At 61.5% G+C, this 19,132-nt stretch carries 18 protein-coding genes; 9 read left to right on the top strand and 9 right to left on the bottom strand.

What is annotated here, in order from left to right:
• The first annotated feature begins 293 nt into the window (after positions 1 to 293).
• Both GQ59_RS23395 and GQ59_RS23390 read left to right on the top strand, forming a co-directional pair.
• Positions 294 to 1,106 (top strand): helix-turn-helix transcriptional regulator, encoded by an 813-nt coding sequence (locus GQ59_RS23395; protein WP_084683268.1) that lies wholly within the window; start codon positions 294 to 296, stop codon positions 1,104 to 1,106.
• Complete coding sequence (locus GQ59_RS23390; RefSeq protein ID WP_037085770.1) at positions 1,048 to 1,581, top strand: hypothetical protein; 534 nt, start codon at positions 1,048 to 1,050, stop codon at positions 1,579 to 1,581. The genes GQ59_RS23395 and GQ59_RS23390 overlap by 59 nt, the downstream gene beginning before the upstream one ends.
• A 14-nt stretch (positions 1,582 to 1,595) precedes the next feature.
• Here GQ59_RS23390 and GQ59_RS23385 read toward each other — a convergent pair whose 3' ends face one another.
• Positions 1,596 to 1,862 (bottom strand): DUF6894 family protein, encoded by a 267-nt coding sequence (locus GQ59_RS23385; RefSeq protein ID WP_037085768.1) that lies wholly within the window; start codon positions 1,860 to 1,862, stop codon positions 1,596 to 1,598.
• 236 nt (positions 1,863 to 2,098) lie between these two features.
• The gene (locus tag GQ59_RS23380; RefSeq protein ID WP_037085767.1) at positions 2,099 to 2,374 is read right to left on the bottom strand and encodes a hypothetical protein; all 276 of its coding nucleotides are present in this window, start codon (positions 2,372 to 2,374) and stop codon (positions 2,099 to 2,101) included.
• Positions 2,375 to 3,024: 650 nt separating this feature from the next.
• On the opposite strand from GQ59_RS23380, the gene GQ59_RS23375 reads away from it, so the two are divergent.
• The 3 genes from GQ59_RS23375 to GQ59_RS23365 all read left to right on the top strand — a co-directional run bounded on the left by GQ59_RS23375 (position 3,025) and on the right by GQ59_RS23365 (position 6,639).
• Complete coding sequence (locus tag GQ59_RS23375) at positions 3,025 to 3,609, top strand: cupin domain-containing protein (protein ID WP_037085765.1); 585 nt, start codon at positions 3,025 to 3,027, stop codon at positions 3,607 to 3,609.
• Between the two features lie 73 nt (positions 3,610 to 3,682).
• Positions 3,683 to 4,990, top strand: a complete 1,308-nt coding sequence (gene gabT, locus GQ59_RS23370; protein WP_037085763.1) for a 4-aminobutyrate--2-oxoglutarate transaminase — start codon at positions 3,683 to 3,685, stop codon at positions 4,988 to 4,990.
• A gap of 95 nt (positions 4,991 to 5,085) precedes the next feature.
• A complete protein-coding gene (locus GQ59_RS23365) occupies positions 5,086 to 6,639 on the top strand; it encodes an acetolactate synthase large subunit (protein ID WP_037085761.1) in 1,554 nt (517 codons plus the stop codon).
• Positions 6,640 to 6,664: 25 nt separating this feature from the next.
• Here GQ59_RS23365 and GQ59_RS23360 read toward each other — a convergent pair whose 3' ends face one another.
• Both GQ59_RS23360 and GQ59_RS23355 read right to left on the bottom strand, forming a co-directional pair.
• Entirely contained in the window at positions 6,665 to 8,500 is a 1,836-nt protein-coding gene (locus GQ59_RS23360) for an ABC transporter ATP-binding protein (RefSeq protein ID WP_037085760.1), read from the bottom strand.
• A 30-nt stretch (positions 8,501 to 8,530) separates the two neighbouring features.
• Entirely contained in the window at positions 8,531 to 9,727 is a 1,197-nt protein-coding gene (locus GQ59_RS23355) for an aminotransferase class V-fold PLP-dependent enzyme (RefSeq protein WP_037085758.1), read from the bottom strand.
• A gap of 96 nt (positions 9,728 to 9,823) precedes the next feature.
• On the opposite strand from GQ59_RS23355, the gene GQ59_RS23350 reads away from it, so the two are divergent.
• The gene (locus tag GQ59_RS23350) at positions 9,824 to 10,651 is read left to right on the top strand and encodes an IclR family transcriptional regulator (RefSeq protein ID WP_037085756.1); all 828 of its coding nucleotides are present in this window, start codon (positions 9,824 to 9,826) and stop codon (positions 10,649 to 10,651) included.
• Between the two features lie 10 nt (positions 10,652 to 10,661).
• On the opposite strand, the gene GQ59_RS23345 is transcribed toward GQ59_RS23350, so the two are convergent.
• The 5 genes from GQ59_RS23345 to GQ59_RS23325 form a co-directional block, all read right to left on the bottom strand.
• Positions 10,662 to 11,174 (bottom strand): RidA family protein, encoded by a 513-nt coding sequence (locus GQ59_RS23345; protein WP_051904159.1) that lies wholly within the window; start codon positions 11,172 to 11,174, stop codon positions 10,662 to 10,664.
• A gap of 18 nt (positions 11,175 to 11,192) precedes the next feature.
• Positions 11,193 to 12,401 carry an amidohydrolase/deacetylase family metallohydrolase gene (locus GQ59_RS23340; protein ID WP_037085751.1) on the bottom strand — a complete coding sequence of 403 codons (1,209 nt, stop codon included), beginning with the start codon at positions 12,399 to 12,401 and terminating at the stop codon, positions 11,193 to 11,195.
• Positions 12,402 to 13,274, bottom strand: a complete 873-nt coding sequence (locus GQ59_RS23335) for an ABC transporter permease (protein WP_037085749.1) — start codon at positions 13,272 to 13,274, stop codon at positions 12,402 to 12,404.
• Positions 13,274 to 14,215: an ABC transporter permease gene (locus tag GQ59_RS23330; protein WP_037085746.1), complete on the bottom strand. Its 942-nt coding sequence runs from the start codon at positions 14,213 to 14,215 to the stop codon at positions 13,274 to 13,276. The genes GQ59_RS23335 and GQ59_RS23330 overlap by 1 nt, the downstream gene beginning before the upstream one ends.
• A gap of 89 nt (positions 14,216 to 14,304) precedes the next feature.
• Positions 14,305 to 15,831 carry an ABC transporter substrate-binding protein gene (locus GQ59_RS23325; protein ID WP_037085744.1) on the bottom strand — a complete coding sequence of 509 codons (1,527 nt, stop codon included), beginning with the start codon at positions 15,829 to 15,831 and terminating at the stop codon, positions 14,305 to 14,307.
• A 370-nt stretch (positions 15,832 to 16,201) separates the two neighbouring features.
• Here GQ59_RS23325 and GQ59_RS23320 point away from each other — a divergent pair, with 370 nt between their 5' ends.
• The 3 genes from GQ59_RS23320 (at position 16,202) to GQ59_RS23310 (ending at position 19,098) form a co-directional block, all read left to right on the top strand.
• A complete protein-coding gene (locus GQ59_RS23320) occupies positions 16,202 to 17,359 on the top strand; it encodes a fumarylacetoacetate hydrolase family protein (RefSeq protein WP_037085742.1) in 1,158 nt (385 codons plus the stop codon).
• 106 nt (positions 17,360 to 17,465) lie between these two features.
• Positions 17,466 to 17,711, top strand: a complete 246-nt coding sequence (locus tag GQ59_RS23315) for a DUF982 domain-containing protein (RefSeq protein ID WP_037085740.1) — start codon at positions 17,466 to 17,468, stop codon at positions 17,709 to 17,711.
• A 238-nt stretch (positions 17,712 to 17,949) separates the two neighbouring features.
• The gene (locus GQ59_RS23310; RefSeq protein WP_037085738.1) at positions 17,950 to 19,098 is read left to right on the top strand and encodes a MalY/PatB family protein; all 1,149 of its coding nucleotides are present in this window, start codon (positions 17,950 to 17,952) and stop codon (positions 19,096 to 19,098) included.
• Positions 19,099 to 19,132 lie beyond the last annotated feature (34 nt).

Below are 19,132 nucleotides of genomic sequence, written 5' to 3'. Positions count from 1 at the left end.
GAGCATAGTTATATGGGCTAAATGATCTAACCAAGAAGACGTATACCAAATCGACGCGAAATTACCCTTATGTATGCAGCAACGCATTCACAACGGGGAGGAAACTCTGCCTGATCATGGTCCGTTCTCCTGGAAACGACCTTGAAGGCTCTATTTCGTGGCCGATTCGATCTATTCCGTAAATCCTTCGGTCTATTCCCAGCATTCGGCTCTTGGTTTACCGTCCCCTAATAAGATCTTCGGAGCAGCACTTTGCGTGTACTTTCGATCAACGACGGGAGGGGGATATTTCCATGCAAATTCCGCATGGTCTTTCACAACATGTCGGCTTGGATCTGGCGACAAACGCCTTGAAGCGAATGAATGCGATCCGAACACTCCTCTTCATCTGCTCACCCGGGACAATCTCCACCGCGATGACGGCGGCCATCGAAAGCGAGTTTCCGTGGCTCAGCGTCAAGACGGTTCCCGACCTGAAACTGGCCTCGGTGGAATTCGACAATCCCGTCCAGCTCGTGCTGGCGGATGTCCGCCTTGCCTCCGCTCTCGCCGAGTACTGGCCGGAGCTCGCCCGACACCATCCTGCTGCGACCCTTGCGCTGATGGGTACCGATGACGGCGAGATAGCCTCCGATCATCGAAGGGCGAAAGAGCTCGAAATCGTCCAGGGCATCCTGCCGTTCAACGTCAATCTCGACGTTTTCCTGTCAGGCCTGCGGATCATATTGAAGGGTGGCACATATTTCCCTTCCACAGCTTACCGGGCCCAGAGAAACGCACCTCTCGAAGGCGAAGAGCCGGCGGATCTCAAGCCAGCCTTATATCAGGCCGGCAAGCCGGCGATCGAAAAGCTGACAAAACGCGAGAACGAAATTCTTGTCCGGATGGCCATGGGCAATCAGAACAAGATCATCGCGGCCGCGCTCGGTCTATCCGAACATACCGTGAAGATTCATATCCACAACATCATCACCAAGCTCGGCGTGCATAACAGAACGGAAGTCGTAGCTCTCTATTTCGAATATAGGCGCAAGGATACGACCGGCAATGCAGGCGACTCGAACCGTGGCCAGGACGGCCGCTCCCTCTCAGGCGACAAGTACTAGGCTCCAGGACATCCTGCTCCTGATCGGGCAGCTGAACTATACCTGGACCAATACGGAAAGCCTGCTGATCCACATGATCGCAGGCCTTGCCAAGGTGGACAAGGAAACGGCGATCGTCATCTTCCTGACCTTGAATACGACCCGGGCCCGGGTCGATCTCGTGGAACGGCTGACCAAGATGCGCAAGACCGCGCCCGTCTGCCGCAAGGAAATCCTGGAGGCCACTCGTCGCCTTTCTGAGGAAGCCAAGCTTCGCAACAAATACAATCACTGCATTTATTCATTCGATCCCGACAGCGGCCGCAACATCACGCAATCGATGCGGATCTTCGAAAGCAGGGACGAGATCAAATACGGAAAGATCGAGGAGCTCGATGCGCGCGAGATCGGCCGGATCCGGGAAAGCATCAATTCGCTCGTCGCGATCAACAGGATGTTCTGGGACATCACCGAACGTTACGGCTTCCCCACCTAAACCTCAGCAAGGCGTTACCCGAGGCCCGGCACCGCTATGCCGGGCAGGAAGCCGTTGAGAGCGTCGGCCAGCGTGACGATCGAAATGAGATGGCCGGCATCGTCAGTGATGGAAATGGCCCGCAAAGCCAGGACTTCGCCCTGCTGAATATGTTCGACGACGATGTCTCTCATTCCAGAGATGACTTCGGCCGTGGCTCTCTCGATATCGAGGAAGTCGAGGCCCTCGGTATCGGGAATAAAGCCGTCTTTCAGATCGACATTCAGGAAATATCTCACCATCGAACCCAACCTCCCGGGGATAGCGTGGCGGCCACTTGAAACTGCGAATCCAACCCGTGGCAGAAGCGGCGCTGACAACCTTCAAGCGTCTACTCCCACATCTCCCGATCTGCGACTAGGCTCAATCAGAACATTGGGAAATATATAAATTACTCAGGGTTCCGGTCAATCCGGAATTGGCAGCTTACCATAGAAATGGGACTTTAAATCTTCGCAGCCGCCGGCTTTGCGGGTGATCACTTAAGGCCGATCGCATGCCTCTCCGCAAGCCAGCGCCTTGCCGCATGCATATTGATACTCGACCAGTCATGGTTCAGCGCCGAAATGAACAAGCTGTCATTCTGGAGGATAAATTCCTCAAGATATCGCTGCAGTTCGACAGCATCTCCGTCAAACTCTACCAACCATGCAGTTCCGGATAACTTGCAGGTTACAAGCGGCTGAATCCTTTTGCGCGCCCGATTGTATGACTCAATCTTCTCGAATTCCAATATAACCAGAAACACTGCCATACATCGCACCTCCAGGCAGGAGGAAACAAATATTGATGTGCAAAGTTCCCTTCGGAAAATTCGGAAGATTTTTTTGCTAGCGCGCAGGTTTTCTAAAAGGAAAACTCAGCATTCAGGTGCGGGTTTGCGCTACATCGGAGCGCTCAGCGAAACCTTGAACCAAGGGGATCCCGACGCCAGGCAGCTTCGGCAAGACCCGCGCCACCTCGGGATATTTGTCCAGGTCCTGAAACGCGAGACAGCGGGGACATGGCATTTCAACCGCGCCGCAGCCGCAGCATCGGGTACCGGTATACGGTTTGGCAGGATGAGCTTCGCAAACCCAGCCCGTGTCCTTGCAGTCTCCGCACCTGAACATGAGCGAAATCCTCTCTGATCCGCAGGGCAGCAAGGATAACACGCGCGTGAGTCGCGGGCAGTTGCACCAAATGAGCTATATCGATAGGCCTATCGGCCTCGTGGCTGATGGAGAGAATGGACCACTTCAGGCGGGACAGCGCTCCATTGATATCCACGGCGGTCGATCGCGGCCACCACCGCGAGCGGTCATGCACCGGTGGCGCCCTGGGACCATGGCGCTCAAAATATCATCCAGTTGATCACGATCCCGATCCACGGCATAACCGACCCGAACAGCCGGGACATTTGAGATGGATGAAAAGTTCGACATCGGTGCACGCCTCAACGCCATGCGCGCGGCCGCCGGCCTTTCGCAGCGCCAGCTCGCCGAAAGGGCGGGTGTCCCGCACGCGCAGATATCCAATGTCGAGACCAACAAGGTCAGCCCTTCCGTTTCAACGCTTCGCAAGATCCTGAACGGTCTCGGCGTCGGCATGGGTGATTTTTTCGAGCCGGAACGCAGCCCGCCGAAAGGCCCGTTCTTCTCGGCACATGAACTGGTCGACCTGACTTCGAAGGTTGCCGCATCGCCGATTGCAGGCGGTGACGGCGCGCTGATCTTTCGCCAGATCGGCGATGCGCGGGCGCATAACCTGCAGATCCTCCACGAGATCTACGGCCCCCATGCGGACACCGGCGAAACACGGCTGCAGCATGCGTCCTCGGAAGGCGGCTATGTGGTCGAGGGCGAGCTGGAAGTGACGGTCGGCGACGACGTTCGCGTCCTCAAAGCCGGCGAGGCCTACCTCTTCGACAGTCGCATGCCTCACCGATTCCGCAACCTCTCGGATCGGCAGACGATCGTCATTTCAGCTTGCTCGCCGCCCTATCTCTGATTTTTCGAATGCCTCTTGCTCAAAATAATGAGCAGGACTATAGCTTAGGTCATCGACCCCAGGGGATATCGTCATGACCATTTCAGCAGATCTGCAGTCCCGCCAGAAAGCCGCCGTGGCGGGCGGCGTCGGAACCCGGGGCATCTTCGCCCAGAAAGCCCTGAACGCACAGCTCTGGGACGTCGATGGCAAGCGCTTCATCGATTTCGCCGCCGGCATCGCGGTCAACAATACCGGCCATCGGCATCCGTCCGTCATGCGCGCCGTCGCCGAGCAGGCCGAACATTTCACCCATACCTGCTTCCACGTCGCGCCCTACGAAGGTTATGTCAGGCTCGCCGAGCGGCTGAACGCCCTGGCGCCGACCGGAGCTGAAAACCGCACCATGCTGGTGACGACCGGCGCCGAGGCGGTCGAAAATGCCGTGAAGATCGCCCGCGCCTATACCGGCCGCGCCGGCATCATCGCCTTTTCGGGTGCCTTCCACGGCCGCACGATGCTCGGCATGGCGTTGACCGGCAAGGTCATGCCCTACAAGAAGAATTTCGGCCCCTTCCCGGCCGACATCTACCATGCGCCCTTCCCCACCCCCTATCTCGGTTTCTCGACCGAGGAGGCGATCGCCGGACTCGAACGGCTGTTTGCGGCCGATGTCGATCCGGAGCGGATTGCGGCCTTCATCGTCGAGCCGGTCCAGGGCGAAGGCGGCTTCAACGTCGCACCGAGGGAATTCCTCGTCCACCTTCGCGACGTCGCGGATAAATACGGCATCGTGCTGATCGCCGACGAGATCCAGGCCGGCATGGCCCGCACCGGCCGGATGTTCGGTTTCGAACATGCCGGCGTGAAGCCGGACATGATCACCATGGCAAAGGGTCTGGCCGGCGGCTTCCCGCTTTCGGCCGTCACCGGCAAGGCCGAGATCATGAACGCAGCCCATCCGGGCGGGCTCGGTGGCACCTATGCCGGCAATCCGCTGAGCGTCGCCGCCGCCAATGCCGTACTCGACGTGTTGGAGGATGAAAAGCTCTGCGAACGCGCCGCCGAAGTCGGCCGCCGGATCACTGAGCGGCTGACCATGATCCCCTCCCGCCAGGGCATGGAACATATCGGCGACGTGCGCGGCCTCGGTGCCATGGTGGCGTTCGAACTGGTCGAAGACCGCCAGTCGAAGGCAGCGTCGCCCGCTCTCACCAACCGCATCATTGCGGAAGCGGAGGCACGCGGCCTGATCCTCCTGTCTTGCGGGACACGCTTCAATGTGATCCGTTTGCTGCCGCCGCTCACCATCGAGTGGGAGGTTCTGGATGAAGGGCTAGCCATTCTCGAGGCTTCGATCGAGGCAGCGTTCTCCGACGCGACCGCTTCGGCAGCCGCTTGAACCTCGCGCATCACCGCTGACCGCGGACCGATCGGGCCCGCGGTTTTTCTCGGTCGCGGCAGCCTTTGGCATGCTGCAAAGATAAGGAAAAGCGCATGAACGGCGCCGATATGCTGTGTGACGTCCTTCTGGTGAACGGCGTCGATGTCTGCTTTGCCAATCCCGGCACGTCGGAGATGCATTTCGTCGCCGCTCTCGACCGCAAGCCGGCCATGCGCTGCGTGCTCGGTCTGTCGGAAGGCGTGGTGACGGGTGCCGCCGATGGCTATGCCCGCATGGCGGACAAGCCGGCCGCTACCCTTCTCCATCTCGGCCCCGGCCTCGCCAACGGTCTGGCCAACCTCCACAATGCCCGCCGCGCCCGAACGCCGATGCTGAATGTCGTCGGCGACCATGCCTCCTATCACCTTCAATATGATGCGCCGCTTACCAGCGATATCGAAAGCCTGGCCCGTCCGATGTCCCATTGGGTCGGACGCGCCGCCGGCGCTGCCGATATCCGCCGCTGCACCGAAGAAGGCTATGTGGCGGCGCTTGCCAATCGCGGCGTCTCGACCATGATCCTGCCGGCGGACGCCGCCTGGGGCGAGGTTTCGCCGGAAACGCTCACGCCTGCCCCCATCCCTGCCCCTCCGGCGGTCGACCCCGAGACCCTGAAAGCCGCCGTTGCCGCGCTGCGCGGCGGCAAGCGGGCCGTGATCATGCTGGCGGGAGCGGCGTTGAGGGAAAAACCTGCCGAAATCGCCGGCCGCATCGCTGCCGCCACCGGCGCCGTGCTTTTTTCCACGTCCTCGGGCCGCAGCGCCCGCGGCGCCGGGCGCGCGCTCATCAGACCGGTGCCCTACAAGATCGATCTTGCCCTCGAGGCGCTCCAGGATTTCGAGGTCGCCATCTGCATCGGCGGGCCGCGCCCAGTTACCTTCTTTGCCTATCCCGGGAAGCCGAGCACAACCCTGCCGCCTTCCTGCGAGGTCATCCAGCTGGCGGAGCACGAACACGATCTCGCCGACGTGCTGGTGACGCTCGCCGATGCACTCGGGATCAAGCAGGGTTCGGACTTCGTCCGCAACCGGTTCATCCAGAATGATATCCAGGTGCCGACCGGAGCGCTGACCCCCGATGCGATCAGCTTCGCGATCGGGCGCCGTCTACCGGAAAATGCGGTTGTCATCGATGAAGGCCTGACCTCCATCGGCCAGTATCCGGTTCTGGCACCCGGGCTCCCACCCCACGATCACCTTCCGATCACCGGTGGAGCCATCGGCATCGGCATCCCTCTCGCAGCTGGCGCCGCGATCGGGGCGCCGGATCGCAAGGTGGTGGCGATGCAGGCCGACGGCAGCGGCATGTACACCGTGCAGGGCCTCTGGACCCAGGCGCGCGAACAACTCGACGTCGTCACCATCGTCTTCGCCAACAGCGCCTACCGCATCCTTCAGGGCGAAATGACCAATGTCGGCGTCAATGCCTATGGCCGCAATGCCCAGCGCATGCTCGATCTCGACGCGCCAAAACTCGACTGGTGCTCGCTCGCCAAGGGTCTGGGCGTCGAGTCCGGCCGCGCGACGACGATCGAGGAATTCGTCAAGCTGTTCGACGGCGCGCTCATCCGCAAGGGACCCTTCCTGATCGAGGCGGTGATCGATTGATTGCTGCGGAGATTATCCGCAGACGTTACATGGCAACCAGATGACCCGGTGAAACCGTCTTATAGTCGAGCGGATTCACCTTGTAGTCCACTGAACGGATCGGGCTCTTGAGCTCGTCGCTGGCGACCGTCCGCTTTTCGCGGCGGCGATCGGGGTCGGGCACCGGCACGGCGGCCATCAGTTTCTTCGTATACGCGTGCTGCGGATTGCCGAACACCGAGGCGCGCGGGCCGATCTCGACGATCTCGCCCAAATACATCACCGCCACCCGGTGGCTGACCCGCTCGACCACCGCCATGTCGTGGGAGATGAACAGGAAGGCGAGGTTGAGGCTCTGCTGCAGGTCGAGCATCAGGTTGATGACCTGCGCCTTGATCGACACGTCGAGCGCCGAGACGCTTTCATCCGCAACGATTACCTTGGGCTCGAGCGCAAGCGCCCGAGCGATGCAGATGCGCTGGCGCTGGCCGCCGGAAAATTCGTGCGGATAGCGGTTGACCATGTCGGACGTCAGACCGACCTTGCGCAGCATGTCGGCAACCACGTCCTTGGCCTGTTTCGCCGTGCCCATCTTGTGCTCGAGATAGGGCTCGGCGATCGCCTGGCCGATCGTCATGCGCGGGTTGAGTGAGGCGAACGGATCCTGGAAGATCATCTGCACGGATTTGCGCATCTCGCGCATCTCGCGCTTGTCGAGTGCCAGCACATCGCGGCCCTCGACGACAACCGAACCGGCATCCGGCTCGATCAGCCGCATGATCGCGCGGCCCGTCGTCGACTTGCCGCAGCCGCTTTCGCCGACCAGCGACAGCGTCTCGCCGGCATGCAGATCGAAGGAGACGTTCTCGACCGCATGCACCCGGCCGCTGACACGGCCGAACAGGCCGGAATGGATGTCGAAACGCTTGGTGAGGTTCTTCACCTCCAGAATGGGCCGGTCGTTGGCCGCAACCGTATCGGCGACCTCCACCTGCACATCGGATTCCCCGGTCGCCACATCGACGACGGGGAAACGCAGCGGCCGCTCGTATTTCTGCATCGAGCCGAGTACCGGCACAGCGGCCAGTAGCGCCCGCGTATAAGGATGTTTACCGCGATGGAAGATGTCGGGCGTATCGCCCGTCTCCACCTGCTCGCCGCGATACATGACGATCGTGCGGTCGGCGACTTCGGCCACCACGCCCATATCATGGGTGATGAAGAGGACGGACGTCCCCTCCTCGTCCTGCAGCACCTTTATCAGGTCGAGGATCTGGCCCTGGATCGTGACGTCGAGCGCCGTCGTCGGCTCGTCGGCGATCAGCAGCTTCGGTTTCGAGGCGAGCGCCATGGCGATCATGACGCGCTGGCGCATGCCGCCGGAAAAGCGATGCGGATATTCGTCGAAACGGGAGGCCGCCGACGGTATGCGGACCTTTTCGAGCAGCCGGATGGTCTCGGCTTTAGCCTCCGCCGCTGACATCGCCTTGTGGCAGAGCAGCGCCTCGGAAATCTGGTCGCCGATGGTGAAGAGCGGATTGAGGCTCGTCATCGGCTCCTGGAAGATCATCGCCACATCGTTGCCGCGCACCTTGCGCATCTCGTGTTCGGGAAGCGCCAGAAGGTTTCGCCCGCCGAGCATGATCTTGCCCTGGATACGGCTTGTACCCTCCTGCAGCAGCCGCATGATCGAGAGCGAGGTGACGCTCTTGCCGGACCCGCTTTCGCCGACGATCGCCACAGTCTCGCCGGGAGCGACGGTGAAGGAAACGTCGCGCACGACCGACTTCCACTCGCCATCCACATTGAACGAGGTGGTCAGGTTCTCCACCGAGAGGACCGGCTGAGCGGACTGGACGGTTTGTGCTTGCGAGATGGCCATGATCGTTCCCTTCTTGTCGTTGTTTTCTGCTCAGTCCGGCCAGCGGAGAGCACCGTCGAAACGGTGGCGACTGCGTTCTTCGATCGGGGTGGCGATGATCTCGTTGGAGGCGCGCGCCTTGTCGAGTTCTTCCGTCAGGCGGGCCGCGACGATGGTTTCCTGGCCCGGATGCAGGTTGCAGGGATCGAGGTAGAAATAGTGATGCTCCACCTCGTGGTCGCGGACGATGATTGGTGGATTGCCACGGCCGAGCGCTGCGGCCAGATCCCAGGCGGTGATATGCGCCTCCTGCGCGGAGATGATGACGCGCATGCGGTCGAGCGGATTGTTGGTCGGATCGGGTTCGATCAGGGCGGTGACACCCGGACGGCCGTCGAGCGTCTGTTTCCAGAGATTGAGGTAACCCGTCTCGCGTTCGCGGATGCCCGCATGGTCACGCTTCTCCCAGGCTTCCAGCGCCGCCATGACGCCGAAGACGCTTTCCTTGCCGACCTTCATGCCGCGGCCGATGCCCATGTTCTGGAGGAAGGCGCTGCGCACCAGTTCCTTTTTGCCGGCAACGATGCCTGAAGTCGGGCCGCCGAGGAACTTGTGGCCGGAATAAAGGACGATATCGGCGCCCTGCGCCAGGAAAAGCTTGAGGTCATATTCGGAAGCCGCATCCACGATGACCGGCACGCCCTTGGCATGGGCGATCTCGACGAACTCGACAAGGTTGAGCAGACCGTAGTCGACCACATGGTGCGAGACGACATAGACGGCGGCAGCCGTCTTCTCGGTGATCGCGTTTTCCATGTGGTAGCGGTGCGTCGAGGTCGCCTGGCCGACCAGCACCACCTTGCCACCGGCCAGCCGGATCGCCTGGTCCACCGGTGCGCCATAGCTCACCACGTGGCCCATCTGCACGAGCACTTCGTTCTTGTCCGGCACGGTATCCGGCAGCTTCTCGATGGCCAGCAGGTTGTTGCCGGTGATCGCACCCGCGACTGCGAGGCTGATGCCCGAGGAACAGGAGGCCGTGACGAAGCCTGCCTCACCGCCGGTCAACCGGGCGATGATCGCGCTCGCCTTGCGCTGCAGGTCATTGATCTCCACGAATTGCGGCAGGATCGCCGCCATCGCCTGAATCGCTTCGGGAACGACAATCGAGGCCCCAAGGCTGGTCATCGTGCCGGAAACGTTGATGACCGGGCGAAGGCCGATCTGGGTGCGGATATCATCGCTCATTGTGGTTCTCCAAAGTGGCGGCCAGTGGCGAATTGCCATCGACAGATATGCCATAATAATGTAATAGCCTCTCGAATTCAGACGAGGAGCGTTGAATTGGACGCAAAGACTTCATCCGCAGACCTCACCGGTGACGCTGGCTCCGAAGCGGAAGCCAAGGGCGCGCGCCGTTCGCGCGTGAGCGGCATCGACCGCGCGCTGCAGGTGATCGATTATCTCTACGAAACGGGTGCGCCGTCCGGCGCCTATGCGATCGCCAAGGCGGTCAAGGCGCCGCTGTCGACCGTCTACGTGATCATCGACGATCTGGTCGAAAAGAACATGCTCGCCCGCAATGCCGACGGCTCTATCTGGCTCGGCGCCCGGCTCTACCATTACGGCCTCGCCTATGCCCGGTCGCTGGATTTCATGAGTGTCGCGACCCACGAGATGCACGACCTCTGCCGGCAGGCGGGCGAAACCGTGCAGGTCTGTGGTCGCGACGGCGATTACATGCTGGTGCTCGCCATGGCGGACGGGCCGAGCCATTATCAGGTCGCGTCTCGCGTCGGCACCCGCGTGCCGCTCAACTGGACGGCATCCGGCCGGCTTCTCGTCGGGCATCTGCCGGAGGCCGAGCGGATCGAGCTGTTCAAGCGCTGCGCCCGCACCTCGCCCACCGGCCGCGCCGAGATCGACGCCCGCACGCTGTCGGACTCGGCCGGCAAGGCCTTCGAGGAACGGCTGTCCATCCAGGTGGCGGAGTCCGATTATGCGGTTGCCTGCATCGCCTCGCCGGTCTGCGACCGGAGCGGTGAATGCGTCGCCACCATTTCCATCGTGCTGCCGGAACAGAAAGTCGTGTCCGACGGGAACCACTATACGGAGCACGTCCGTGCTTCCGCCCAGCGGATCGAGAAGCTGATGGGTTGGCGCAACCACTGACCTTGCCTCCTCAGTCGTTCAGCGAGACGATCGCCTCGATTTCGACGGTGATATTGCCCGGCAGCGAGCCGAAACCGACCGCCGAACGGGCATGCTGGCCCGCATCGCCGAACACCGCAATGAGGAGGTCCGAGCAGCCGTTGATGACGCTCGGATGATCCTCGAAATCCGGTACGGCATTGACCATGCCGAGCAGTTTCACGACCCGCTTAACCCGTGAAAGGTCCCCGAGCGCCTCGTGCATGACCGCAAGCAGGTTGATGCCGACGAGCCGCGCATGCTGATAGGCGAGATCGACGCTGACATCGGCGCCCACCTTGCCGGCATGCAGATGGCCATCCGCCTCGCGCGGACCCTGCCCGGAGAGGTAGAGCATGTTGCCTTCGCGGACATGCGTGACGAAATTGGCGATCGGCGGCGGCGGCGGCGGCAGCTTGATGCCGAGCGCGATCAGCCGATCGTAAGGTGTCTGTGCCGTGGGAGCGGCTTTTGCTGAAGACGTATTCACGTCAACTCCTGTCATGCGATTTCAAGAAACGCCTCAGCGCCACGAGTAACCGTGGCTGTGGCGAACGAGCTTGCGGGCCCGCGGGATGTAGCGGCTGGCGGTGATGGCTTCCGAGCCGATGACGGCGTAACGCGGCTCGAACAGTTTCTGCAGACGCGAGACGTCACCGTTGGAATCGGTCGCCTCGAGATCGGCATCGATGAGATCGAAGATCGTGAAATCGGCCCGTTCACCGACCGACAGCCGGTTTTCCATGGAAAGCTTGATGACCGAAGCCGGATGATGGGTGACCGCTTCCACAACCTTGTCGAAAGGCATGCCCACCGACAGCAGCTTGGACATGGTGGTCGCCAGGTCCCAGACCGGAAAGTTCATCGAATGGCCGTGCAGGTCGGTCGAGATCGAATAGGGCAGCAGGCCGCGGGCGATCGCCGCTTCCGCCACCTTGAAGGAGAAGGACGCGCCGCCATGGCCGATGTCGAGGCGGATGCCCTCGCCGGCGCAGCGTTCGGCAAGATTATAGAGATCCTCGTCTTCCATGATGCTCGAACCGGCCTTGCCGTTGAAGCAATGGGTGACGACGTCGCCGGGGCCGAGGATTTCCAGCACCTCGTCATAGAGCGCAGGTGGCTCTCCGACATGCACCATCATCGGCACTTTCAGGATCTTGGCGATCTTCTTGCCGAGCTTCACCGGCGTGACGCCCCAGGAACCGGTGATGACGTGGCTCGCCCGCACCTTGATTCCGACGATATGCTCCTTGTTCTCCGCATAACATTCGAGGATGCGGTCGAGGTCGATATCGCGGATATCACGCAGTTCGGCGACGCGGTTGCAGGCGACGAGGCCGATAGAACCGAGGTTCAGGAACGCCTTGATACGCTCCTTCGACGGCTCGATGATGTACTCGCGAAAACCATGGAAATTGGCCTCGCCCGCAGAACCGGCATCGACCAGCGTGGTGACGCCACGCTCGGCGCCGCATTCGGACGGACGGATCGAGATATCTGTGCCGCCATGCCAGATGTGCACATGCAGGTCGATCCAGCCGGGCGAGATGAAGGCGCCCTTGCCATCGACGCGGATCGCATCCGCGGGGGCTGCAAGCGACGGGCCGATCGCGGAGATCTTTCCGTCGGCGCCGACCAGGATGTCGGTCGTGCCGGAGGCCGCACTGCCGCCGAAAGCCATCGGCTTCACATTGGTGAGGAGGAGCGGCTGGCCCGCTGTTTCACCGGTCATTTACAGGTCCTTTCGAAGTCTTGGATCGAGCATGTCCCGCAATCCGTCGCCGACCATCTGCAGCGACAGGACGGAAAGAATGATGGCAAAGCCCGGGAAATAGGTCATCCAGTCGGCCTGGCCGACATATTGGCGACCGGCGGAGATCATCGTTCCCCAGGTCGGGATTTCCGGGCTGACGCCGAGGCCGAGGAACGAAAGTCCGGCTTCGGCGAGCATGGCGCTGGCAAACAGGAACGTGCCCTGCACCAGGATCGGCGATATCAGGTTGCGCAGCACATGCCGCGTCATGATGTGGAAGGTCGAAATGCCCAACGCCTTCGCCGCCTCCACGTAAGGCAGTTCGCGGATCACCAGCGTCGAGGCCCGGACGATACGGGCAAGCCGCGGCGAATAGACGATCGACAGCGCGATGATCACCGTCACCAGCGACGGCCCGAGCGCTGCGACCAGCGCGATCGCAAGCAGGATATCCGGAAAAGCCATCATGGCATCGATCAGCCGGGCAATCGGGGTATCGAGCTTCTGGAAGAAGCCGGCCAGCAGCCCGAGCGTCACGCCGATGACGGCCGAAAGAGTGACGACCGCCGCCCCGACGAGCAGCGACAGCCGCCCGGCATAGATTGTTCGCGAAAAGATATCGCGGCCGAACTCGTCGGTGCCGAACCAGTAGATCTCGCTCGGCGGCTTCAGCCGGTTGACGATCGACAGCTTCGACGGCGAATAGGGCGCGATCCACGGCGCGAAAACCGCGAGCAGAACGAAGATCACGATGACGACCAGTCCGAGCGCGACCGTCTTGCGTTTCAGGAAACGACGGAAGAACTTGGCGCCCTCGCTCGAGGCCGGTTTGGTGGTGACAATTTCCGCCATCAGTAGCGCACCCTTGGATCGACCAGCAGATAGAGCATGTCGATTGCGAAATTGATCAGGACATAGAGGGCGGCGATGACGAGCAGCGCACCCTGGATGACGGGATAGTCACGCCGCAGCACCGCCGAAACCACCAGATTGCCGACGCCCGGCAGGCCGAATACGGTTTCGGTGACGACGGCGCCGGAAATCAGTACGGCAGCAGTCAAGCCCAGCACGGTGAGGATGGGGATCAGCGCGTTCTTCAGCGCATGTTTCAGCACGACGCGTCGCTCGATCAGCCCCTTTGCGCGGGCGGTTCGGATATAGTCGTCGCCGAGCACGTCGAGCATCGATGCCCGGGTAAACCGCAGGATCAGCGCCGACGAAACGAGCCCGAGCGCGAAGGCTGGTAGCGTTAGGTGGTACATCCGTTCGGCAAAGCTGGCGCCCGGCCCGCCATAGCCGGAAACCGGGAAGAAATTCATCCGCACGGCGAAGAACTGCATCAGGATGAGGCCGAGCCAGAAGCTCGGAATGCTGGCCGCCAGCATTGCGACCGTCGTCGCGGCCTGGTCCACGAAGGACCCGCGCCGGTAGGCCGCATAGATGCCGATCGGCAGTGCGATGACGCCGGCAATCGCCAACGAGAAGATCGTCAGGAAAAATGTCGGTTCGGCGCGGTCGAGAAGCGCTGACGTCACCGGCATGTTGAGAAATATCGATTGGCCGAGGTCGCCCCTCAGAAGCTGGCCGATATAGAAGACATATTGAACTGCGATGGACTGATCGAGGCCGAGGCGCGTCCGCAGTTCGGCGACGTCCTGGGCCGTGGCATCGGGACCGAGCATGACCGCGGCCGGATCGCCGGGCGTCACGCGAACGATCACGAAGACGATCGTCACGACGAGAAACATCACCACGATCATGCCGGCAAGGCGTTGAAGGATATAGCGTATCATACGAAGGTTTTCCTGTGTCCGGCATTGCGGACATCATCGAAGACAGATGCCGGTCCGTAAACCGGCATCCGCGTCCCTTGGGAGGACTATTACTTCTTGATCGATGCGTTCCAGAAATAGGGCCACGGAGCCGGATCGACGCCCTGAAGCTTGGTCGAGATCGCCGAGACTGCGTTGAAATCGCCGATCTTCATGAAAGGCGCTTCGTCATAGAGAGCCTTCTGGACATTGGCCCAGAGATCGACGCGTTTCTTCGGATCCGACTCTGCCGAGAAAGCATCCACGGCCGCCTTTCTGGCCGGCGTGTCCCACCAGCCCGGGGATGTCGGCGCAAGCGAACCGATCAGTGCAGGTTCGGGGAGGAAGGGGCTGTGAGTGATGTAGATGTCCCAAAGCGCCTTGTCGGTGCGGCGCTGGGTGAGCGTCGCCCAATCCACCACCTGCATGTCGACGGCAAAGCCGGCAAGCTTCAGATACTCGGCGGCGACCTGCGCCATCTTGTAGTGGAATTCGTATTGGCGGCTGGTCAGGATGCGGATCGGCTTGCCGTCATAACCCGCGGCCTTCGCCGCCTTGGCAGCGCCTTCCGGGTCGGCGACGTTGTAATTGCCCTTCACCCCGGCATCCGTGCTCCACGTGAAGGAAGCCGGGTAGATGTTGCCGTCGAGGGCATAGAAATCCTTGCTGCCGAAGGCGGCGGCAAGCATGTCTTCCATGCTGAGCGCCTGACGGATCGCCTTTCGAACGCCAAGGCTTTTGGCGGCACCTTCCGCGGTGTTGAAGACGAAGACCGGATAACCGAACGGCTTCAGGAGCAGCGGCTGGGTGGCCTTCGAGGCCTTCAGCTTGTCGAAGGATTCGACCGGCAGCGAGTCGACATAGTCGTACTGGCCGGAAACGGCGGCTTCGACGCGGGTGTTCGGGTCCGGAACCGGCACGAAACGGATCTCGTCGAGATACTGGTGGCGGGCGCCGCCATAACCGTCGCTCTCGCCCGAACGCGGCTTGTAGTCCTTGAAGCGGGTGAGCTGGATATACTGGTCGGCCTTGCGCTCCTTCAGCATATAGGGGCCGGTACCGATGAAGTCGGTCATCGTATCGGCCTGCTTTTCCGCCGGGATGATGATCGCGGCGGAGTTGTTGAAGGCGAGCAGCGAGGCGAGCGGCGCATAGGGCTGCTTCAGCTTGATCGTCACGGTCGCCGGATCGGTGGCGGAGACGGACTCGATGAAACCGGCGGCCTGCTTGCCGCGCGAGGCGAGCTTGGTCCAGCGGGTGAGCGACGCGACGACATCTTCCGATGTCATGTCGCTGCCGTCATGGAACTTGATGCCGGTGCGCAGCTTGATCGTATAGGTCTTGCCGTCTGCACTCACCTCCGGCAGGCTTTCCGCCAGAAGCGGCGTGACGCCCCACTTCTTGTCGAACGTATAGAGCGTTTCAAACATGTGCTGCGTGACGATACCAACAAGGTCGGCTGTCGAGGTCATCGGATCGAGCGTCGGCGGCTCGCCGATGGTCGCGACGTTGATGATGCCGCCCTTCTCCTGCGCCATCAGGAATGACGGCGCGGCGATGAGCGCCGTTGCAACAAGGAATGCAAGCTTCAATTTCATGATAGTCTCCCGTTTATGTTCCACAATTATGTTATATAGACTTTTATAACAGAATATAGAACGTAACCGCCCTGTCAATGGGGAGGAGAAACGAGCGGCGGCGGCCGCCTGACAACGATATTTTGCGACCCCGGCGCCGGGAGGTTTCAGTCGAGGTGGTTCGCGGAGCTCCTCGATCGGCTGTGCGACGCACCGGCGCCCCACAAAATCTCGATCTAATTTGCCGCCTGGGGCTGGACGAATGCGTCTTCGACAGCGAAAACACACAGCCTTGGCTGCGAGCTGAAGACCGCGCTTTGCGCCAGGCGGAAGAACAAGACAAGATAGAGTGGCCCCTTCGGCCACATCTGACGGGAGGAGATACACCAGCATGACCGACAATCTCATCGATACGTTCGCCAACGGGCTTTTTGTCGGCCGCGTCTGGAATCCTGCCGTTTCAGGCCCGAGCGTCGTCACGCTGCATGACGGTGCCGTCGTCGATATCACCAGCAAACAAGCGCCGACCCTCAGCGCGCTTCTGGAGCGCGCCGATGTTGCGGAATTTGTCCGAAACGCCGCCGGCCCGGTCATCGGCACGTTGGAAGACCTTGCCAGGAACAGCACGGGCAGGCCCGATCCGTCGCGCCCCCATCTGCTGGCGCCCGTCGATCTGCAGGCGATCAAGGCCTGCGGCGTGACATTCGCGCAATCGATGATCGAGCGCGTCATCGAGGAGAAGGCCGCCGGCAATCCGGACAGGGCGGCCGCCATCCGGCAGACCGTCAGCACGATCATCGGCGGCAGCCTCAAGGACCTGAAGGCCGGTTCGCCGCAATCCGCGAAGGTCAAGGAAGCGCTGATCAGGGAGGGCATGTGGTCGCAATATCTCGAAGTCGGCATCGGCCCGGATGCTGAAGTCTTCACCAAGGCGCCGGTATTGGCCTCGGTCGGCTGGGGCGCGGATGTCGGCCTCCATCCCGTATCGACCTGGAACAATCCGGAGCCGGAAATCGTGCTGGCGGTCAGCAGCCAGGGCGAGATCAAGGGAGCGACGCTCGGCAACGACGTCAACCTGCGCGACGTCGAGGGGCGGTCGGCGCTTCTGCTCGGCAAGGCGAAGGACAACAATGCCTCCTGCTCGATCGGGCCTTTCATCCGCCTCTTCGATGAAGATTACGGATTGGACGATGTCCGCAATGCCGAACTCGACCTGCGCGTCACCGGGCCGGAGGGATATGTCCTCAACGGCAAGAGCTCGATGTCGCAGATCAGCCGCGACCCGCTCGATCTGGTCAAGCATACATGCGGCGAGCATCATCAATATCCCGACGGCTTCATGCTGTTTCTCGGCACGCTGTTTGCGCCGACGGAGGATCGCGACGTGCCGAACCAAGGCTTCACCCACAAGATCGGCGACATCGTCGAGATCTCCTCTCCGGGCCTCGGCACGCTGCGCAACACGGTACGCCTCTCGACCGAATGCCCTCCCTGGAGCTTCGGCATCTCGGCGCTGATGAAGAACCTCGCTGCCCGCGGCTTGCTCTAGGTAGGGCGCCCCTCCTTTCTTTCCCGCATCGCCGACTGCCGACCCTCGCCACGGCAGTCAAATCGGTCTATGAGACCGGCATGGACGAGACGGGACACCGAACAGAATGAACACGCCTTGGAACAAGCCGGTCGTCATATCGATCGGCGAGCCGCCAGCCGAAACCGCGATTGAAACGACGCAGGCCGCGGCATGGGCGATGATCGAAGACTGGCCGGTGGAGGATGGCACGGCCCTCGACCGGGCGCTCGAAGTCTGCGCCGCGGTGGATGCCGGAAAACGCAAGCCGGAAGAGGCCAGAAAGGCCTTCGTCGAAGCGGCTATGGAAGCGCATATCCTGATCCGCGCCTGAGCTTTCCGCCAGATCGATCCGCGTCATCCCCATGACGAAGCAGGCTGCTCGCTCCCTTGCCGGGACAAGCGTCAGACGATGCGCTCGCCGGTTACGGGAAGAAAGGCGTTGACAGGCGCGCGGCCGGTTGGGGACAACGGGGAGCTGATTTCGCGCTTTGCCGGGTTCGCGGCCCGCGTCGAAAACGAGGATGGCCGATCGATTTGACCGGCAGAATGACAACAGGGGATTTGATAGCATGACCGATTTCGATGCGGTGCACGAACGCCGGGGCACCGGCAGCTCGAAGTGGAGCAAGTATCCGGACGACGTACTGCCCATGTGGGTCGCGGATATGGACTTCCCCGCGGCACCGGAGATCGTCGACGCCATTCGCAACCGGCTCGAGCATCCGATGCTCGGCTACGGCGTCGCCCGCGACGAACTGCGTGCCCGGATCATCGCCGACATGCTGGAAAAATACGGCTGGACCGTTGCGCCCGATGAGATCGTCTTCCTCCCAGGCGTCGTTCCGGGTTTCAACATGGCGCTGCACGCGATGCTTCGGCCCGGTGACGGCGTGCTGGTGCAGACGCCGGTCTACCGTCCCATCCTCGAAGCCCCCGCGAATTGGAACCTTGTTCGGCACGAAGCGCCGCTTACCCCGGCTGCTGAAGGCTATGTGATGGATGCCGATGCCTTCAAGGAGGAACTGGCAAAATCGAAGGCACTGCTGTTCTGCAACCCGCAGAACCCCACAGGCAAAGTATTCACGGCAGAGGAACTGAGGACAATCACCGACCTCTGCCGCCAGAACGATTCGCTGATCATCTCCGACGAAATCCATTGCGACCTCCTGTTCGATGGTCGCCGCCACGTACCGATCGCCACGCTTTCGCAAGATGCCGCCAATCGCACCATCACCCTGATGGCCGCCAGCAAGACCTACAACATCGCCGGCCTCAAGACCGCCTTCGCGATCATCGCCAACAAGGCCATCCGCGAAAAGTTCAACCAGGCGCGCCTCGGAATGGTCGACAACGCCAATATCATCGGGCTCGAGGCGACGCTTGCGGCCTTCTCGAAGGCGGGAGACTGGAAGACGCGGATGCTTGCCTATATCGAGGCTAACCGAGATTTTCTATCGGCCGAACTGGCGCGCCGGTTTCCCAAGATCAAGCTCATCCCGTCGGAAGGCACGTTCCTCGCCTGGCTCGACTGCTCGGAACTCGGCCTGCAACCGGATGCTCAGAGCTATTTTCTCGAACATGGCAAGGTCGGCTTCAATGCCGGATCTGAGTTCGGGGAGGCCTATGGCAACTTCGTCCGCGTCAATTTCGGCTGCCCGCGCAGTCTGCTTGAAGAAGGTCTGAGCCGCATGGAGCGCGCGCTCGGCCGGAACACCTGATCGGTTCATTCGACCGGATCACAGGAATTGACCG

Source organism: Neorhizobium vignae (genome assembly GCF_000732195.1).
GTDB lineage: Bacteria > Pseudomonadota > Alphaproteobacteria > Rhizobiales > Rhizobiaceae > Neorhizobium > Neorhizobium vignae.
Note: the sequence above shows the minus strand (reverse complement) of the source record. Positions and strands in the feature narration are given on the sequence as shown.

Coding starts and splice junctions, on each gene's coding strand:
- GQ59_RS23395 (WP_084683268.1), top strand. CDS start 294: ATGCAAATTCCGCATGGTCTTTCACAACATGTCGGCTTGGATCTGGCG.
- GQ59_RS23390 (WP_037085770.1), top strand. CDS start 1,048: ATGCAGGCGACTCGAACCGTGGCCAGGACGGCCGCTCCCTCTCAGGCG.
- GQ59_RS23385 (WP_037085768.1), bottom strand. CDS start 1,862: ATGGTGAGATATTTCCTGAATGTCGATCTGAAAGACGGCTTTATTCCC.
- GQ59_RS23380 (WP_037085767.1), bottom strand. CDS start 2,374: ATGGCAGTGTTTCTGGTTATATTGGAATTCGAGAAGATTGAGTCATAC.
- GQ59_RS23375 (WP_037085765.1), top strand. CDS start 3,025: ATGGATGAAAAGTTCGACATCGGTGCACGCCTCAACGCCATGCGCGCG.
- gabT (WP_037085763.1), top strand. CDS start 3,683: ATGACCATTTCAGCAGATCTGCAGTCCCGCCAGAAAGCCGCCGTGGCG.
- GQ59_RS23365 (WP_037085761.1), top strand. CDS start 5,086: ATGAACGGCGCCGATATGCTGTGTGACGTCCTTCTGGTGAACGGCGTC.
- GQ59_RS23360 (WP_037085760.1), bottom strand. CDS start 8,500: ATGGCCATCTCGCAAGCACAAACCGTCCAGTCCGCTCAGCCGGTCCTC.
- GQ59_RS23355 (WP_037085758.1), bottom strand. CDS start 9,727: ATGAGCGATGATATCCGCACCCAGATCGGCCTTCGCCCGGTCATCAAC.
- GQ59_RS23345 (WP_051904159.1), bottom strand. CDS start 11,174: ATGACAGGAGTTGACGTGAATACGTCTTCAGCAAAAGCCGCTCCCACG.
- GQ59_RS23340 (WP_037085751.1), bottom strand. CDS start 12,401: ATGACCGGTGAAACAGCGGGCCAGCCGCTCCTCCTCACCAATGTGAAG.
- GQ59_RS23335 (WP_037085749.1), bottom strand. CDS start 13,274: ATGGCGGAAATTGTCACCACCAAACCGGCCTCGAGCGAGGGCGCCAAG.
- GQ59_RS23330 (WP_037085746.1), bottom strand. CDS start 14,215: ATGATACGCTATATCCTTCAACGCCTTGCCGGCATGATCGTGGTGATG.
- GQ59_RS23325 (WP_037085744.1), bottom strand. CDS start 15,831: ATGAAATTGAAGCTTGCATTCCTTGTTGCAACGGCGCTCATCGCCGCG.
- GQ59_RS23320 (WP_037085742.1), top strand. CDS start 16,202: ATGACCGACAATCTCATCGATACGTTCGCCAACGGGCTTTTTGTCGGC.
- GQ59_RS23315 (WP_037085740.1), top strand. CDS start 17,466: ATGAACACGCCTTGGAACAAGCCGGTCGTCATATCGATCGGCGAGCCG.
- GQ59_RS23310 (WP_037085738.1), top strand. CDS start 17,950: ATGACCGATTTCGATGCGGTGCACGAACGCCGGGGCACCGGCAGCTCG.